Source organism: Pseudomonas sp. RC2C2 (assembly GCF_018390435.1).
GTDB lineage: Bacteria > Pseudomonadota > Gammaproteobacteria > Pseudomonadales > Pseudomonadaceae > Aquipseudomonas > Aquipseudomonas donghuensis.
Genome location: NZ_JAHBAX010000001.1, coordinates 3,519,258 through 3,534,552, shown reverse-complemented (window position 1 = coordinate 3,534,552; position 15,295 = coordinate 3,519,258). Strand labels below are relative to the sequence as shown.

Sequence of the window (15,295 nt, the reverse complement as noted above, 5' to 3'; positions counted from 1 at the left end):
CGGGACTTACTCCTTGACCGCCAGATTCACCACACGATTGGACCGATCCACCGGACGCACCTGTTGCCCCTCCTGGAGCACATGCACGCCGGCCGCTACCACCCAGTCCGAGGCATTCAGGCCTTCGAGCACCGGCACGCTGCTTTCACCGTAAGCACCGACCCGCACCGGCACGCGCTTGAGGGTGTTGTTGGCATCGACACGCCAGACGTAGGTCTGGCCGTTCTCTGCGGTCAGGGCCGAGAGCGGTACCGCCAGGGGAATCTGCTCGGTGTGCTGGATGAACACCCGGGCGCTCTGGCCAAGCTCGGCCGGCACCTTGCCGGCGGTAAAGGCGATGCGCGCCGCAAAGGTTCGCGAGCGTGGATCGGCCGAAGGTGACAGCTCACGAATACGGCCATTGAAGCGTTGATCCGGTTGCGACCAGAGCTCCACCGACACCGGCTGACCTACCTTGAAACGGCCGAAGTGCTGTTCCGGCAGGCCGATCAGCACTTCACGCTCGCCATCGGTGGCCAGGGTGAACACCGTCTGGCCAGCGGACACCACCTGCCCCACTTCGACCTGGCGCTTGGCAATCACCCCATCCTGAGAGGCCCGCAGCACGGCGTATTCCGCCTGGTTGCCGGCCACATCAAACTCGGCGCGCACCTGTTTGAGCCGGGCCAGACCCGCGCGGTAAAGGTTTTCAGCATTGTCATATTGCGAACGGCTGACCATCTGCCGGTCGAGCAGGGTCTTGTAGCGGTCGCGTTCGGCCTTGACCAGGCTCAGGTTGGCTTCGGCGGCGGCCAGTTGTGCACGGCTGGCTTCCAGTTGCAGGCGCACATCCTGAGGGTCAAGCTCGGCCAGCGCCTGCTCGGCCTTGACCCGCTGCCCTTCCTCGACCAGGCGCTTGCTGACCTTGCCACCGATACGGAATGCCAGCTCCGGCTCGAAGCGCGCACGCACCTCGCCGGGGTAACTGTCGGCAGCGGCGCTGGCCGGCTGCGGCTGCACCACCATGGCCGGACGAAGGGAAGTCTGCGGTGCGCTTTCCTGCCCACAGGCAGCAAGCAGCAACACAAGACCGACGGGCAAAGCGAGGGGCAAGGCATGGCGCAACATGATGAATGACCTTTCGCGAATGGCGCTTTGAATATTTATACTGATGGGTATATTAAATCAGGGAGCCGGACCGGGGAAGCAGGCGTACGAGAGAATTCCGACATTTATGCCGGGCGCAGCACGTCGATATTTGCCCGCCGAAATACCGGTCGCGATGTACCATGTGCACTTACTGGAATATGTAACTTTTCACTCATGCCCAAAGTCACTGCTGCTACCGGCCCCGGCCGGCCCAAGGACCTGGCAAAACGCCAGGCCATTCTCGAGGCAGCCAAGGCGCTGTTTCTAACCCTTGGCTATGCCAACACCAGCATGGATGCGGTCGCGACAGCGGCAGGTGTGTCAAAACTCACGGTCTACAGCCACTTCACCGACAAGGAGACGCTGTTCTCTTCAGCGGTGGTCGCCACCTGCACGGCGCAATTGCCCGAATTGATCTTCGAGCTGCCTGAAGGTGTACCGCTGGAGCAGGTGCTGCTGAAGATCGGTCGCGGTTTTCAGGCGCTGATCAGCAGCGACCTGTCGGTCAAGCTGCATCGGCTGATCATGGCCCTGGGCAATCAGGACCCGAAGCTCAGCCAGATCTTCTTCGAGGCCGGCCCGATGCGGGTCCTGCATGAGATGGAGGCGCTGCTGCGCCAGGCGGATGCGCGCGGGTTGCTGCGCATCGAGCTGCCGGCCAACGCCGCCGAGCACTTCTTCTGCCTGCTCAAGGGCGCGGCCAACTTCCGCCTGTTGCTCGGCTATGCCCCGGCGCTGGATGCCGAGGCCGCCGAGGCCCATGTCCAGGAAGTGGTGGCGCTGTTCATGCGCGCCTACCGCCCCTAAGGCTTGAGGGCTTTTTTCGGGTAGATGTCGTAGCGGCTGGATTTGCCTTCCAGGCAGTGGCTGGGCTTGGGCCCGTCGATGATCGGCGCCTTGCGCGGGCGCTTGACCACCACCCGGTGGCTGGCCAGGGCCAGGGCGGCGGCGAGCAGCGCCGGGGCGTCGAGGTCGTCACCGACCAGCGGGCGGAACACGCGCATTTCCTTTTTCACCAGGGCGCTCTTGTCGCGGTGCGGGAACATCGGGTCGAGGTAGATCACCTGCGGCGGTTCGCCCTGCCAGTTGTGCATGTGCTCGATGGCATTGCCGGTGAGCAGGTGCATGCGCGCGACGATCGGGCCCACCTCGGCATCATTGCGGGCGCGGGCCAGGCCATCTTCGAGCAAGGCCGCCACCAGTGGCTGGCGTTCGATCAGGGTCATCTGGCAGCCAAGGCTGGCCAGCACGAAAGCGTCCTTGCCCAGCCCCGCCGTTGCATCGAGCACCTGTGGGCGTACGCCTTGAGCAATACCCACGGCCTTGGCGATCATCTGCCCGCTACCGCCGCCGAACACCCGCCGGTGGGCCGCCGCGCCTTCAACGAAATCCACCCGCACCGGCCCCGGCGCCTGCGGGCCGAGCTGCTGGATCTGCAGGCCACTGGCACCGACCTGCACGGCAAAGCCTGCGCTATCGTCGCTCAGCGGCAACTCCAGGCGCTGTGCCCACTCGACAGCCTGGGCCTGAAAATCGGCCGTCAATGCCTCGACCCGGATGCCGCCGTCCGCCAGTTGCTCCACCATCAAATCCTGTACTCAAAAAAATTAAATGATCGTCGGCCACGGCCGATATACGAAGTATTCGCTATTTTGCCAGACCAGAACCCTCTGCGACTGCCATGACCGACATTCTTCAGCTCAACTCAGGTTATATCTCGCCCGTCGGCGACTATGGCCGGCACAATACCCAGGCACTGGGCGGCGTCAGCCACCTGTGGCAGGACTTTTTTGCCCGCGCCCTGGCTGAGCAGCAAGGTCAGGAAGACGCAGCCAAGGCCATGGCCGCCGAGCAATTCGACAAGGTCACCGGCGAACCGCTGGGCGGCAGCCAGGTGCTGGCGCAGATTCACAGCCAGCGCCTGTGCGATGTGCATGACACCGAACTGGCCCCGCCCGAGCCGCTGTTCCTGCCGATTGCCGAACTCGAACCTGAACTGCTGGAAAAACTCGCGCCGCCGTTCAGCGCCGCCGAACTGATCGAGCAGCAGCGTCAGTTGGACATCAGCAACACCTGGGTACGCCCGATCGTCATGAGCCAGGGTCAGCCATTGCCTGAGCCAGGCCCGGCACCACAGGCCAAGCCGCTGTATCTGCCGATCGCCGAATTCGAGATGGACCTGCTGGACAAGGCACCCGAACCTTTCGACGAAGCCACCATGGCCGTGCAGCAATCGCAGCTGGACTTCGACAATCGCTGGGCCCGCCCGGTGGTGCTGAACAACGTTCGCATCGCCGCCTGAGCCTCAGCGGCAGATCTGCCAGAAGCCCATGTCCAGATGAAAGTGATTACGGTGCGCGCCGTTGTAGTCGGGCCCCAGCACCGTATTGAAGCTGTCGCAGGCACTGGCGTGCACATCCCTTAAGAACTTCGCTTTGACGCCCTCCCCCGGCCAGTCCTTGAGCAACTGAATACGCTGCCCGTCGGCCAGGCGAAAGCCGGCGATGTCCAGGGCATTGGCCGTGGCGTGCTGGCTGAGGCGGCCATTCTTGCGGTTGTACATGTTGCGACAGGCGAAGCTGCCCAGGTGATCGACCTGCACCACCGGTTGGGCAAAAGCACGCTGCGCCGCCGGTTGCAGGGCATGGCGTTCGAACAGCGCATAAGCCACCGCCATCGGGCAACTGGCGAGAAAGCTGCTGCTCAGGCGCACCGAGGAGCCTTCGACCCGCACCACGTTTTCCAGCGGGCACGGCGCGTTGGCCGGGCTGTCGGACTGCCTGCGATAGCGCAGGTTCGAGGTTGCCAGGGCCTGCTCGCACAGCTGCGGATCATCCTGCAGACGGCCCAGCTTATACGGTGTCAGCAGGTTCGGCGGCTGGCGCACATCCAGCGCCGCCCAGGGGTTCCAGGCATCTGGCAAACGCCAGCCCATGCGCCAGGCAACGACGCTTACGGCAATCGACATCAGGCACAGCACAGCGAGCAGTCCTTTGCGCATGGTCGATCAACGCCTGAATAACTGGTTGAGCTGGTCGAACGACAACGCCTGGTCGGCGTAGTCGAAACGGCCTTGATCGTGAATCCGTTGCGCGGCGTAGAAAAACGCGCCGTAGGCCGCCCGCGCCAGCGACGAGCCAACACTGATGCGCTTGACACCAAGGGCCTGGACATCGGCAAAACTCAGCTGCACACCGCTCAGGCCCATCAGTACGTTGACCGGCTTGGGCGCTACCGCCTGCACCACACGGCGGATCTCTTGCGCGGTGCGCAGGCCCGGGGCATAGAGCACATCGGCGCCGGCTTCGGCGAAGGCCTGCAGGCGGGCGATGGTGTCATCCAGGTCCATGCGCCCGTGCAGCAGGTTTTCCGCGCGGGCACAGAGCATGAACGGGAAGTCCAGGCTACGGGCGGCGGCCACCGCCGCTTCGACCCGCTCCACGGCGTGATGAAAGCTGTAGATCGGGTCTTCGGCGTTGCCGCTGGCATCCTCGATGGAACCGCCGACCAGGCCGACGGCGGCGCCCTGCAGGATCGCCTCGGCGCACCCCTTGGGATCGTCGCTGAAGCCATTCTCCAGGTCCGCGGCCACCGGCAACGCCGTGGCGTCGACAATGCAACGGGCGTTATCGAGGGTTTCATCCAGGCTCATGGCCCCTTCGGCATCCGGACGCCCCAGGGAGAACGCCAGCCCGGCACTAGTGGTGGCCAGCGCCTCGAAGCCGAGGCTGGCCAGCAACTTGGCGGAACCGGCATCCCAGGGGTTGGGAATGACGAAGGCGCCATCGCGTTCATGCAGGGCTTTGAAGGCTTCGGCACGCAGGGTTTGCACATCCATGATCATGACTCCCGGGCAGGCGGCAGGGCAGGTCAGAGCAAGCCGAGTTGTTCGGCTTCTGGTGTCCTGTCCAGTTCAGGCAAGGCTGCAAGCCCCGGCAGACGTTCCATCAGGCCCTGATGGAAACGCTGGGCCAGGGCGGCGGCCAGGCGGTTGTCGGCAGTATGCAAGAAAACGTAGGGGCTGCGCCCCTCCTCGATCCAGGCCGCGACTTTGTCCAGCCACGGCTGCAGGAACGGCTCGTTGGCAGCAAGCTCGGGGTGGCCGATGAACCGTATCTGCGGGTGCTGGGTGAAGGCGGTCGGGCGTGGCGGCACGCGCGGCTTTTTCGACTGGGCGTGAAGCACCTCGGGGCTGCGCGACGTGCAGCTGAACAGCGCCCGGGGATCAAGACAGATGCGCTCGACGCCGCGATCGAGCAGCAAGCGGTTGAGCATGCGCTCTTCATCGCCCTTGCTGAAGAACGCCGCATTGCGTACCTCCACGGCGATGGGCACGGCGGCCTCGTCGAGGAAATTCACCAGCTCACCGAGGCGCGCCGGACCGAAGGTTGCCGGCAACTGCAGCCAGTAAGGGGCTACGCGTGCGCCCAAGGGCTTGAGCAAGTCGATGAAGGATTGCGCAGCCGCCAATTGACCGTGCAGGTCACCACTATGACTGATATCGCCGGGGAACTTGGCGGTAAAACGAAAGTGCGCGGGCATTACCTGCGCCCAGCGCTCGATCGTCGCCGGTGCCGGACGGGCATAAAAGGTGGTGTTGCCTTCTACGGCATTGAAGACCTGGCTGTAGAGGCCGAGAAACTCGCCGCTTTTGGCGTCAGCCGGGTACAGGTACTCGCGCCAGGCGTTTTCACTCCAGGACGGACAACCGACAAAATAGGGAAGCGTGGACAGACTCATCCATCAAATGTACAGGTCCAGCCCCAGTACTTCCATCTCCCAGTCAACGAAACCAGCAGTGGTCAGGTAGCTGGCCAGGGCATGGGCGGTGCGTTTGTTGCGGGCCCGCGGGAAGATCATGTCCTGGGGCCGTGCCGGCAGGCCGCCAGGGCGCGCCTGGCCGTGGCTGGCGCTGGCTTGCGGCTGCACTTCGAACTCGCCCGGCAGATCCTCGTCGTCCACATCATCGCTGCGCACCGGCGCTTTGCGCGGGGCACGCTTGATGGGGTAGGACTGCGAGGAAAAACCGTCGATACGCATGGCGATTACTCAAGAGCAATGATGGCAATTTAGCAGCATCGTTGATCCTTCGCTAATGCCCGATTGATAACTGGACCACAGTTCGGGCAAAAGGTTTTACTTGGCCTGGGAATAGTCGACGAGTTGCACTCAGCGCGCTTTCGGCGTGGCCACTTTGTCGCGCAGGTACACAGGCTGCGCAAGGTCTGCGGCAATGGCCTCGCCACGCTGCCAGGCGAACGTCGCCAGGCTCAGCAGGTCCTGGGCATGGGGCAGCAGGCTGGCATCCTGAGCGTTGACCTTGACCGCCAGGCGGTCGGCATAGCCCCAGCCGGTGCCGGCACCGAACCAGTCGCCGCTGGCGCCAAGCGGCAGCGCAACCTGCTCCGGTGGCAGCACTGCCTCGGTGCCCTGCAGGCGCATTTCGCCGTCGACATTCTGATAGCAGCCCCAGTAGACCTCGTCCATGCGCGCATCGATTGCCGCCGCCACTTGCTGTACGCCCTGCTCGCGCAGGGCACGCTGGGCCAGCACGGCCAGGTTGGACACCGGCAATACCGGCCGTTGCAGGGCAAAGGCCAGGCCCTGGACCACGCCAATGGCAATGCGCACGCCGGTGAAGGCACCCGGGCCACGGCCAAAGGCGATGGCATCGAGCTGTTGCAGGGTGACGCCGGCATCGGCCAGCAGTTGCTGGATCATCGGCAGCAGCTTCTGCGCGTGCAGACGCGGGATCACCTCATAATGGCTGGAAACCTTGCCGTCATGCAGCAAGGCAACGGAGCAGGCTTCAGTGGCGGTATCGAGGGCCAGCAAGGTGGTCATCGGGGGTTCCAGGGGCAAGAAAAAAGAGCGGCATTATAAACAACAACGGCCCGCAAGCGGGCCGTTGTCTGCACTACCGAGCGTCGATCAGCTCAGTGCGGCCAGGACCTTGGCGGTGATCGCATCCACCGAGCCGACGCCTTCGATATGGCTGTACTTCGGCTTGCCTTCCGCGGCCGCCAGCTTCTGGTAGAAGTCAACCAGAGGCTTGGTCTGGGTGTGGTAGACCGACAGGCGATGACGTACGGTTTCTTCCTTGTCGTCATCACGCTGGATCAGGTCTTCGCCAGTGGTGTCATCCTTGCCTTCCACCTTCGGTGGGTTGTACTGGATATGGTAGGTACGACCCGAAGCCAGGTGCACGCGGCGACCGGCCATACGACCCACGATCTCTTCGTCGTCTACGGCGATTTCCACAACATTGTCGATGGTCACGCCCGCTTCCTTCATGGCTTCAGCCTGAGGAATGGTGCGCGGGAAGCCGTCGAACAGGAAGCCGTTCGCGCAGTCAGCCTGGGCAATGCGCTCTTTGACCAGGCTGATGATCAGTTCGTCGGAGACCAGCTGACCGGCGTCCATGACCTTCTTCAGTTCCAGGCCCAGCGGGGTGCCGGCCTTGACTGCGGCGCGCAGCATGTCGCCAGTGGAAATCTGTGGAATACCGAACTTCTCGGTGATGAACTTTGCCTGAGTACCTTTACCGGCCCCGGGAGCTCCCAGCAGAATTACGCGCATCTCGTGCTCCTCATTTTTTTGTAAGCAAATCAGTGGGTTTGCCACGCAGGGCCAATCCCGGAATTTGGGTGATGATCGTAATTTCGATCAAAAGGCTGCTCAAGATACACAGCGCCCGCAAGCCACACAAGCGGTCGAAAGTCGGAAAAACCCGTGCACAGTGGCCGTCTTGAGCACAGGTTGCGCTGGGCGCAACCTGTTGCTTTACAAGCATTCTGCCCGCCCTGTGCAACGGATCGGCGGGCCGGGTTTTGCACTCACCCGGTATTGCGCAAACCCGCCGCGATACCGGCCACGGTAACCAGCAAGGCCTGTTCCAACGGGCTATCCAGAGCGGCTTCGCGCCCGCGCGAGCGCGCCAGCAGTTCGGCTTGCAATAGATGCAGCGGGTCCAGATAGGTGTTGCGCAAGCGGATGAATTCCAGGGTCTCGGGGCTGTGTGCCAGTAGCACCGGCTGCCCGGTCAGCCCCAGTACCACCTGGCACGCCTGCGACAATAGGTCGCGCAAATGTGCACCCAAAGGTCGCAGTTCTGGTTGCACTAGACGTTCGTCGTAGGAGCGGGCGATATCGGCATCGGCCTTGGCCAGGACCATTTCCAGCATGTCGATGCGTGTGCGGAAAAACGGCCACTGCTCGCGCATCTCGGCCAGCAACGGCCCCTGGCCACGGGCCAGGGCATTGTTCAGTGCCGCTTCCCAGCCAAGCCAGGCCGGCAGCATCAGGCGCGTCTGGGTCCAGCCGAAAATCCACGGGATCGCCCGCAGGCTTTCAATCCCGCCGGCGCGACGTTTGGCCGGGCGGCTGCCCAGCGGCAGGCGGCCCAACTCCTGCTCCGGGGTGGATTGACGGAAGTACTCGACGAATTCGGGGTTGTCACGCACCACGCCACGGTAAGCCTTGACGCCGTCGGCGGCCAACTGGTCCATCAGCGCGCGCCAGGCCGGTTGTGGCGGCGGCGGTGGCAGCAAGGTCGCCTCCAGCACCGCGGCCAGGTAGAGGTTGAGGTTCTGCTCGGCGATGTCCGGCAGGCCGAACTTGAAGCGGATCATCTCGCCCTGCTCGGTGGTACGGAAACGCCCCGCCACCGACCCCGGCGGCTGCGACAGGATCGCCGCGTGGGCCGGGCCGCCGCCACGCCCGACGGTACCGCCGCGACCGTGGAACAACAGCAACTCGACCTGTTGCTCGCGGCAGATGCGCACCAGGCTTTCCTGGGCGCGGTACTGGGCCCAGGCCGCCGCCGTGGTACCGGCATCCTTGGCCGAGTCGGAATAGCCGATCATCACTTCCTGCGGGCCATGCAAGCCGGCGCGGTAGCCCGGCAGGCCGAGCAGGCGCTCCATCACCGGCCCGGCGTTGTCCAGGTCGGCGAGGGTTTCGAACAGCGGCACCACGCGCATGGGCCGCAGTACGCCGGCTTCCTTGAGCAGCAGTTGCACCGCCAGCACATCAGAGGCGGCACCGGCCATGGAGATGACATAGGAGCCCAGCGAGGCCGCTGGCGCTGCGGCAATCTCGCGGCAGGTGGCAAGCACTTCGGCGGTGTCGGCCTGGGGCTTGAAGTAGCTTGGCAACAGTGGCCGACGGCTGTTGAGTTCCTGCTGCAGGAAGGCGACGCGTGCGTCTTCATCCCACTCGGCATAGCGACCAAGACCCAGGTATTCGGTGATTTCGCTGAGCGCCGAGGTGTGCCGGGCGGCGTCCTGGCGCACATCCAGGCGTACCAGGAACAGGCCGAAGGTCACCGCCCGGCGCAGGCAGTCAAGCAGCGGGCCATCGGCAATCACGCCCATGCCACAGGCGTGAAGCGACTCGAAGCACAACTGCAAGGGCTCGAACAGTTCGCGGTTGTCCTGCAGCACTTCGGGGGCAGGAGCCTGCGCGGCGGTCAACGAGGCGTGGGCCCAGGCACGGGTGATCCGCAAGCGCTCACGCAACTGCTTGAGCACGGCCCGATAGGGCTCGGCGGAGTCACCCACTTTGGCCCTGAGCGCCTCGCTGGCCTGCTGCATCGACAGCTCGGCAGCCAGGGCATCGATATCACGCAAGAACAGGTCAGCGGCCATCCAGCGCGCCAGCAACAACACTTCGCGGGTAACCGGCGCGGTGACATTGGGGTTGCCATCGCGGTCGCCGCCCATCCACGAAGCAAAGCGAATCGGTGCCGCCTCCAGTGGCAGGCGCAGGCCGGTGGCCTGGTGCAGGGCCGTGTCGACCTTGCGCAAATGATGCGGGATCGCCTGCCACAGCGAATGCTCGATCACCGCAAAGCCCCATTTGGCTTCGTCCACCGGGGTTGGCCGGGTGCGGCGGATTTCTTCGGTGTGCCAGGCTTCGGCGATCAGGCGTTGCAGGCGTTCGCGGATCTGCTCGCGCTCGGCGGGGATCAGGTCGCGGTGATCCTGGGCGGCCAGCTGCGCGGCAATCGCGTCGTACTTCTGGATCAGGGTGCGCCGGGCCACTTCAGTCGGGTGAGCGGTCAGCACCAGTTCAATGCTCAGTTTGCCCAGTTGCCGGGCCAGGGCATCGTCGCTGTGGCCGGCAGCCTTGAGCCGCGCCAGCAACTCGGGCAGCACACGGGCTTCGAAAGGTTCGGGCTGGCCGGCGTCGCGGCGGCGGATCAGCTGATACTGCTCGGCGATGTTGGCCAGGTTGAGAAACTGGTTGAAAGCCCGGGCCACCGGCAGCAGTTCGTCTTCGGCCAGGTCGTTGAGGGTCGAGCTCAGTTGCTCGGCACTGCCGCTGCGGTCGGCCTTGGCACTGCGGCGAATGTCCTCGATGGTCTGCAAAAACGCTTCGCCGTGCTGCTCGCGCACGGTGTCGCCCAACAACTCGCCCAACAAATGAACATCTTCACGCAAGCGCACATCGATATCAGTCATCAGCCCTGTCTCCGGCATTCGGGAAAACCGCTCTGGGCCCAGAGTGCCCCAGTAGTGGTCGAGCTTCAAGGCAGAGCCACGGCTGAACTACGCTCAACTTAGGGCTCAACTTCGGACTCAGCTCAGCGCTCAACTCAGGCCCACAGGAGAACATCATGAAAATCCGTGATCTTGCCCAGCATTGGGAACAGAACGCCAAAGGCCCGTTGAGCCCCACTGGCCATGTCCTGCACCTGGACATGGAAGCAGCGGCGCGCCTGGCGGCCCTGGCCGAAATGTACCCCAAGCGCCAGCCCGAAGAGCTGCTCGGCGAGCTGCTGGGGGCAGCGCTTGAGGAGCTGGAAGCGAGCTTCCCCTATGTCCAGGGCTCGCAGGTGATTGCCACCGATGAAGAAGGCGATCCGCTCTACGAAGACATCGGGCCGACCCCGCGTTTTCTTGCGCTGTCTCGCCGTTACCTACAGGAAATGAGCAGCGCCAAAGGCGACATCAGCGCTTGATTCACCCCGTCTGCAGCTGCGTTCCGAGCGCCTGCGCAGGCGCTCGCGTACCGCGGACACAGCTGAAAGTTCAACGAAAAAACCACTGACCGATCAGTCAGAAAAAACCGTAACCACGCGGCACATTTTTCTGAACTATTGAAAAAACGCTTCGGTCACAGCCAATAGCCATTACGGCAAAACCCTCTCAGAACCGGGTAAAAACACTCCCGACGCTGATGGGGCACGCCGATGGACTGTTATGGAATTCGTTGTTCATCAGGAGTGATCCAATGGAGTTGACCACCATGCAGACCCGTACCGCAAACACCTCATCCACTCACCTGCGCGGGCTCAAACTGGCCGCGCTGGCACTGGGCAGCAGCCTGGTCCTGGCCGGCTGTGCCGGCAATCCACCCAGCGAGCAGTACGCTGTGACGCAATCGGCGGTCAATTCCGCTGTCAGCGCCGGCGCTACAGAGTTTGCCGCCGTTGAAATGAAGGCCGCGCAGGACAAGCTCAAACAGGCGGAAATCGCCATGCACGACAAGCAGTACGACGACGCCAAGCGCCTGGCCGAACAGGCCGAGTGGGACGCCCGCGTCGCCGAGCGCAAGGCCCAGGCCGCCAAGGCCGAGAAAGCCGTACAGGATGCCCGCCAGGGCGTTCAGGACCTGCGTGAGGAAGGCATGCGCAGCGTCGAGTGACGCCCGCCCGCCGACCCGTGCATTCGTAATCGATCAAAGGATGAACCATTATGCGTAATCACGTGATGATCCCAGCCCTTCTGGCCCTGAGCGTTGGCCTGGCCGCCTGCGCGACGCAGCCGAACGCCAACCTGGAGTCGGCCCGGAGCAACTTCTCCGCCCTGCAGAGCAACCCGCAGGCCGCCAAGGTCGCGGCCCTTGAAACCAAGGACGCCCAGGACTGGCTGAACAAGGCCGACCAGGCCTACATGGACAAGGAAGACCAGAACAAGGTCGACCAGCTCGCCTACCTGACCAACCAGCGAGTTGAAGTGGCCAAGCAGACCATTGCCCTGCGTACCGCCGAAGGCAACCTGAAGAACGCTGCCGCCCAGCGTGCCCAGGCCCGTCTTGATGCCCGCGATGCGCAGATCAAGAAGCTGCAGGACAGCCTCAACGCCAAACAGACCGACCGCGGCACCCTGGTGACCTTCGGTGACGTGCTGTTCGACTTCGACAAGGCCAACCTCAAGAGCAGCGCCTACCCGAACATCACCAAGCTGGCGCAGTTCCTTCAGGAGAACCCTGACCGCAAGGTAATAGTGGAGGGCTATACCGACAGCAAAGGCAGCGCCAACTACAACCAGTCGCTGTCCGAGCGTCGCGCCGCCGCCGTGCGCATGGCGCTGGTACGTGCCGGGGTGGATCCGGCGCGGATCGTCGCCCAGGGGTACGGCAAGGAGTATCCGGTTGCCGAGAACACCAGCAACTCGGGCCGTGCCCAGAACCGGCGGGTGGAAGTGACCATTTCCAATGACAACCAGCCAGTGGCACCGCGCTCGGTGAGCCAGCTGAACTGATGTTCGCTGCGCAGTAACAAAAATCCCGCCGAGTCTGGCGGGATTCTTGTTTGTGTTGCGGGCCTCATCGCGGGTCAAGTCGAGGCGTCGCACCGCCGCTCCCGCAGAGGGCCTGCATTTACCCCTTCTGTGGGAGCCGGCCTTGCCGGCGATTGGGCTGCAAAGCAGCCCCGGGGCTTACTGGACTTCTTGCGGGGTCTCCTGCCCCAGGCAGCGCACGGCCTGCTTCTTGTTGTTCACCAGGACGCCGGTCAGGCCCTTCTGTGCGGTGTCGAACAACACCAGCACACCATCAACGCATTGCGCCACCTGGTTGGCCGGCTGCAGGGAGATCTTGTAGTCCTCGCCCGGAATGGTCTTGAGCATGGTGAAATCGGACAACAGCAAGGCATCCTCAGGCTTGGCGAAATGCAGGTAACCGTAGTACCACAGGGCCGCGACGGTACCGATGATGCTGCAGACACCGGTAATGATCAGCGGGATGGCGTTGCGTTCTTCACTCATTGCGACTTCTCGTCAGGGTAATTGGGGACTTCGGCCAGGCGCCGCAGCCCGTTGAAATGGCTCGGGTCGTCCAGAAAGCGCAACATGACCTGGCGCCAGGTCTTGTCGGCAAAGGTCTGCACATGCCCGCCACGGGTCAGCTGCAACACCCTCGGTGGTGGCGCAGCCTGGTACAACTGGATGCCGTTGGCCAGCGGCACGATGGGGTCGTCGATGCTGTGGAAAAACAACTTGGGCGGCGCCTTGATCCGAGCAATCGAATGGATCGCACTGTCGCCATCGGGCACCAGCCACGACAACGGCACCTGTAGCGGCCAAGTCATCCAGGAGTTGCTCAGGGCAAACCGCCCGACCTGGCGATAGCTGGCCGGCACGCCATCGAAGACCATGGCCTTGAAGCGCTCGGCCTGCCGGGGATGCTCGGCCAGGTAGTGAATGGCCATTGAACCGCCCAGGCTTTGACCGAGCAGGACCTGTGGTTTGCCCTGCACCTCGGGCGCCTGGTCCAGCCAGTCCAGCGCTGCGGCGATGTCCTGGTAGACCTCGGGCAACTGCGGTTTGCCCTCGGACAGGCCGTAACCGCGGTAGTCGAGCAACAGCACCTGATAACCCTGCTCCGGCAACCACCAGCTGCCACCCAGGTGCCAGGCCAGGTTGCCGCCATTGCCATGCAGGTGCAGCACCGTGCCCTTGACCTCGACACCGGCCTTGGCCGGCAGCCACCAGCCGTGCAGGCGGGTGCCGTCGGCCGCGGTCAGGGTAACGTCGCGGTACTCCAGCCTGGCTTTTTCCGGGGTGAACGGCTGGCCAGGCTCGGGAAAGAACAACAGCGAACTGCAGCCGCCCAGACTCAGCAGCACCAGCAGCAGGCCCAGGGGCCTGCGCCATGCATCAGAGAATGTTCGAATAATCGGCTTCAATCCGGTCCAGGCTCAGGTGGTTGAGGAAGTTGGAGAAACACATCCAGGCCGACAGCGCGTTGAGGTCGCGAAACTGCTCCGGCAGGTACTTGGGCGGTTCCACCAGGCCTTCATCGACCAGTTGGCGCAAGGTGCGCATGTCTTCAAGGGTGGTCTTGCCGCAGAACAACAAGGGGATCTGTTCGAGCTTGCCCTTGCGCACGGCCAACTGAATATAGTTGTAAACCATGATAAAGCCCTTGAGGTAGGACAAGTCCTTGGTAAACGGCAGGCCGTTGGGCACCGACCCGCGGAATACCCGGCTGGCGTTGCCGTAGCTTTCGGCCATCTCGAAGCCCTGGGCGCGGAAAAACTCATAGACCTGCATGAAATCCGCGCCCTCCTCGACCATATGGATGGCCCGGGTACGGTTGGTCAGCTTGCGCAGGCGGCTGGGGTAGGAGGCAAAGGCGATCACCTCCATGAGGATCGCCAGGCCCTCCTGGGTCACGGTCGATGAGGGCGGGCCCTTGGCCAGGAAGGTGCAAATCGGCTGGTTGAGGCCGTTCAGGGTAGTGCCGACGTGCACCAGGCCTTCATGCACCTCCAGCGCCCGTACGTCGCGGCTGTTGAACATGGCGTCGGCGCGGATCTTGATGTAGTCGGCACCGGCGGCGGCGTCGGCGACGATACCGTCGGACTCGAACACGCGGATGGTGTCTTCAGCCTCATTGAACACTTTGTTCAGGCGGCCCTGGAGCATCTCCACGGCCTGCTTGGCGGTGAGGTTCTTCGGCTCGTCCTTGAGGTCGCCGCGGCCGTCGATGTTGTTCAGGTAATCCGAGAGCATCAGGCCCAAGTCGGCCAGGGTCGGGTCACCGGCATGGAAGGCGTCGGAGGCGGCGCCATACAGCTCTTGGGAGATCAGGCCGAAATCCTCGGTGCCACGCGCTTCGAGCATGCGCACCACCATGCGGTATTCCTTGCACATGCGCCGCATGATCTGCCCGACCGGGTTGAACTGGCCGAGCTGGCGAGTGATGTCGCGCTCGATGTTCTGGAACTCGAGCTTGACCGCCGCAGAATCGAACGACAAGGGCCGGCCCTGGTAATAGGCGCGGTCTACCGCTGGCGGCTCCTTGCCTTTGGACATGAGGAAACCCTGGCGAATGCTGTCATCCCACTTCACCGCATCGAGCACGCGAATGGGCGTTTGCGCCAGGACAATGCGATCAGACAGGGCGCGTATCGTCTGCTGGTACTCGTCCACCCTAC

Annotated in this window: 17 protein-coding genes; 5 read left to right on the top strand and 12 right to left on the bottom strand. The window is 63.6% G+C overall.

Annotated elements, in window-relative coordinates:
- Positions 1–6 precede the first annotated feature (6 nt).
- Positions 7–1,107: an efflux RND transporter periplasmic adaptor subunit gene (locus KHO53_RS16290; RefSeq protein WP_010224878.1), complete on the bottom strand. Its 1,101-nt coding sequence runs from the start codon at positions 1,105–1,107 to the stop codon at positions 7–9.
- A 195-nt stretch (positions 1,108–1,302) separates the two neighbouring features.
- Here KHO53_RS16290 and KHO53_RS16285 point away from each other — a divergent pair, with 195 nt between their 5' ends.
- Positions 1,303–1,935, top strand: a complete 633-nt coding sequence (locus KHO53_RS16285; RefSeq protein WP_036994064.1) for a TetR/AcrR family transcriptional regulator — start codon at positions 1,303–1,305, stop codon at positions 1,933–1,935.
- Here KHO53_RS16285 and KHO53_RS16280 read toward each other — a convergent pair.
- Positions 1,932–2,714, bottom strand: coding sequence for a class I SAM-dependent methyltransferase (locus KHO53_RS16280; RefSeq protein ID WP_010224880.1), 783 nt, complete (start codon positions 2,712–2,714; stop codon positions 1,932–1,934). The two genes, KHO53_RS16285 and KHO53_RS16280, sit on opposite strands and share 4 nt — an antisense overlap.
- A 95-nt stretch (positions 2,715–2,809) precedes the next feature.
- Between KHO53_RS16280 and KHO53_RS16275 the strand changes: the two genes are divergently transcribed.
- Positions 2,810–3,430 (top strand): hypothetical protein, encoded by a 621-nt coding sequence (locus KHO53_RS16275; RefSeq protein WP_036994063.1) that lies wholly within the window; start codon positions 2,810–2,812, stop codon positions 3,428–3,430.
- A gap of 3 nt (positions 3,431–3,433) precedes the next feature.
- On the opposite strand, the gene KHO53_RS16270 is transcribed toward KHO53_RS16275, so the two are convergent.
- The 7 genes from KHO53_RS16270 to ppc all read right to left on the bottom strand — a co-directional run bounded on the left by KHO53_RS16270 (position 3,434) and on the right by ppc (position 10,592).
- Entirely contained in the window at positions 3,434–4,129 is a 696-nt protein-coding gene (locus KHO53_RS16270; RefSeq protein ID WP_010224883.1) for an extensin-like domain-containing protein, read from the bottom strand.
- A 6-nt stretch (positions 4,130–4,135) separates the two neighbouring features.
- Positions 4,136–4,966 carry an isocitrate lyase/PEP mutase family protein gene (locus tag KHO53_RS16265; RefSeq protein ID WP_036994062.1) on the bottom strand — a complete coding sequence of 277 codons (831 nt, stop codon included), beginning with the start codon at positions 4,964–4,966 and terminating at the stop codon, positions 4,136–4,138.
- 32 nt (positions 4,967–4,998) lie between these two features.
- A complete protein-coding gene (locus tag KHO53_RS16260; RefSeq protein ID WP_213570515.1) occupies positions 4,999–5,868 on the bottom strand; it encodes a DUF72 domain-containing protein in 870 nt (289 codons plus the stop codon).
- A gap of 3 nt (positions 5,869–5,871) precedes the next feature.
- Positions 5,872–6,168, bottom strand: a complete 297-nt coding sequence (locus KHO53_RS16255; RefSeq protein ID WP_010224887.1) for a hypothetical protein — start codon at positions 6,166–6,168, stop codon at positions 5,872–5,874.
- 129 nt (positions 6,169–6,297) lie between these two features.
- The gene (gene tsaB / locus KHO53_RS16250) at positions 6,298–6,972 is read right to left on the bottom strand and encodes a tRNA (adenosine(37)-N6)-threonylcarbamoyltransferase complex dimerization subunit type 1 TsaB (RefSeq protein ID WP_036994060.1); all 675 of its coding nucleotides are present in this window, start codon (positions 6,970–6,972) and stop codon (positions 6,298–6,300) included.
- Between the two features lie 87 nt (positions 6,973–7,059).
- Positions 7,060–7,707 carry an adenylate kinase gene (adk, locus tag KHO53_RS16245; RefSeq protein WP_213570514.1) on the bottom strand — a complete coding sequence of 216 codons (648 nt, stop codon included), beginning with the start codon at positions 7,705–7,707 and terminating at the stop codon, positions 7,060–7,062.
- A 257-nt stretch (positions 7,708–7,964) separates the two neighbouring features.
- A complete protein-coding gene (gene ppc, locus KHO53_RS16240) occupies positions 7,965–10,592 on the bottom strand; it encodes a phosphoenolpyruvate carboxylase (protein WP_010224890.1) in 2,628 nt (875 codons plus the stop codon).
- A 155-nt stretch (positions 10,593–10,747) separates the two neighbouring features.
- On the opposite strand from ppc, the gene KHO53_RS16235 reads away from it, so the two are divergent.
- From KHO53_RS16235 to lptF, 3 genes are all read left to right on the top strand, one after another.
- On the top strand, positions 10,748–11,092 hold the full coding sequence (locus KHO53_RS16235) for a hypothetical protein (RefSeq protein WP_010224891.1): 345 nt from the start codon (positions 10,748–10,750) through the stop codon (positions 11,090–11,092).
- Positions 11,093–11,364: 272 nt separating this feature from the next.
- Entirely contained in the window at positions 11,365–11,778 is a 414-nt protein-coding gene (locus tag KHO53_RS16230) for a DUF4398 domain-containing protein (RefSeq protein ID WP_010224892.1), read from the top strand.
- A gap of 50 nt (positions 11,779–11,828) precedes the next feature.
- Complete coding sequence (gene lptF / locus KHO53_RS16225) at positions 11,829–12,617, top strand: lipotoxin F family OmpA-related lipoprotein LptF (RefSeq protein WP_010224894.1); 789 nt, start codon at positions 11,829–11,831, stop codon at positions 12,615–12,617.
- Positions 12,618–12,794: 177 nt separating this feature from the next.
- On the opposite strand, the gene KHO53_RS16220 is transcribed toward lptF, so the two are convergent.
- From KHO53_RS16220 to KHO53_RS16210, 3 genes are read right to left on the bottom strand one after another with little or no spacing between them, the layout of a single operon-like run.
- Complete coding sequence (locus KHO53_RS16220; RefSeq protein WP_010224896.1) at positions 12,795–13,121, bottom strand: PA3694 family proteiin; 327 nt, start codon at positions 13,119–13,121, stop codon at positions 12,795–12,797.
- Complete coding sequence (locus tag KHO53_RS16215; protein ID WP_026001410.1) at positions 13,118–14,041, bottom strand: alpha/beta hydrolase; 924 nt, start codon at positions 14,039–14,041, stop codon at positions 13,118–13,120. Before KHO53_RS16215 ends, KHO53_RS16220 begins: the two co-directional genes overlap by 4 nt.
- Entirely contained in the window at positions 14,013–15,290 is a 1,278-nt protein-coding gene (locus KHO53_RS16210) for a flavohemoglobin expression-modulating QEGLA motif protein (protein ID WP_010224900.1), read from the bottom strand. Before KHO53_RS16210 ends, KHO53_RS16215 begins: the two co-directional genes overlap by 29 nt.
- Positions 15,291–15,295: the final 5 nt, after the last annotated feature.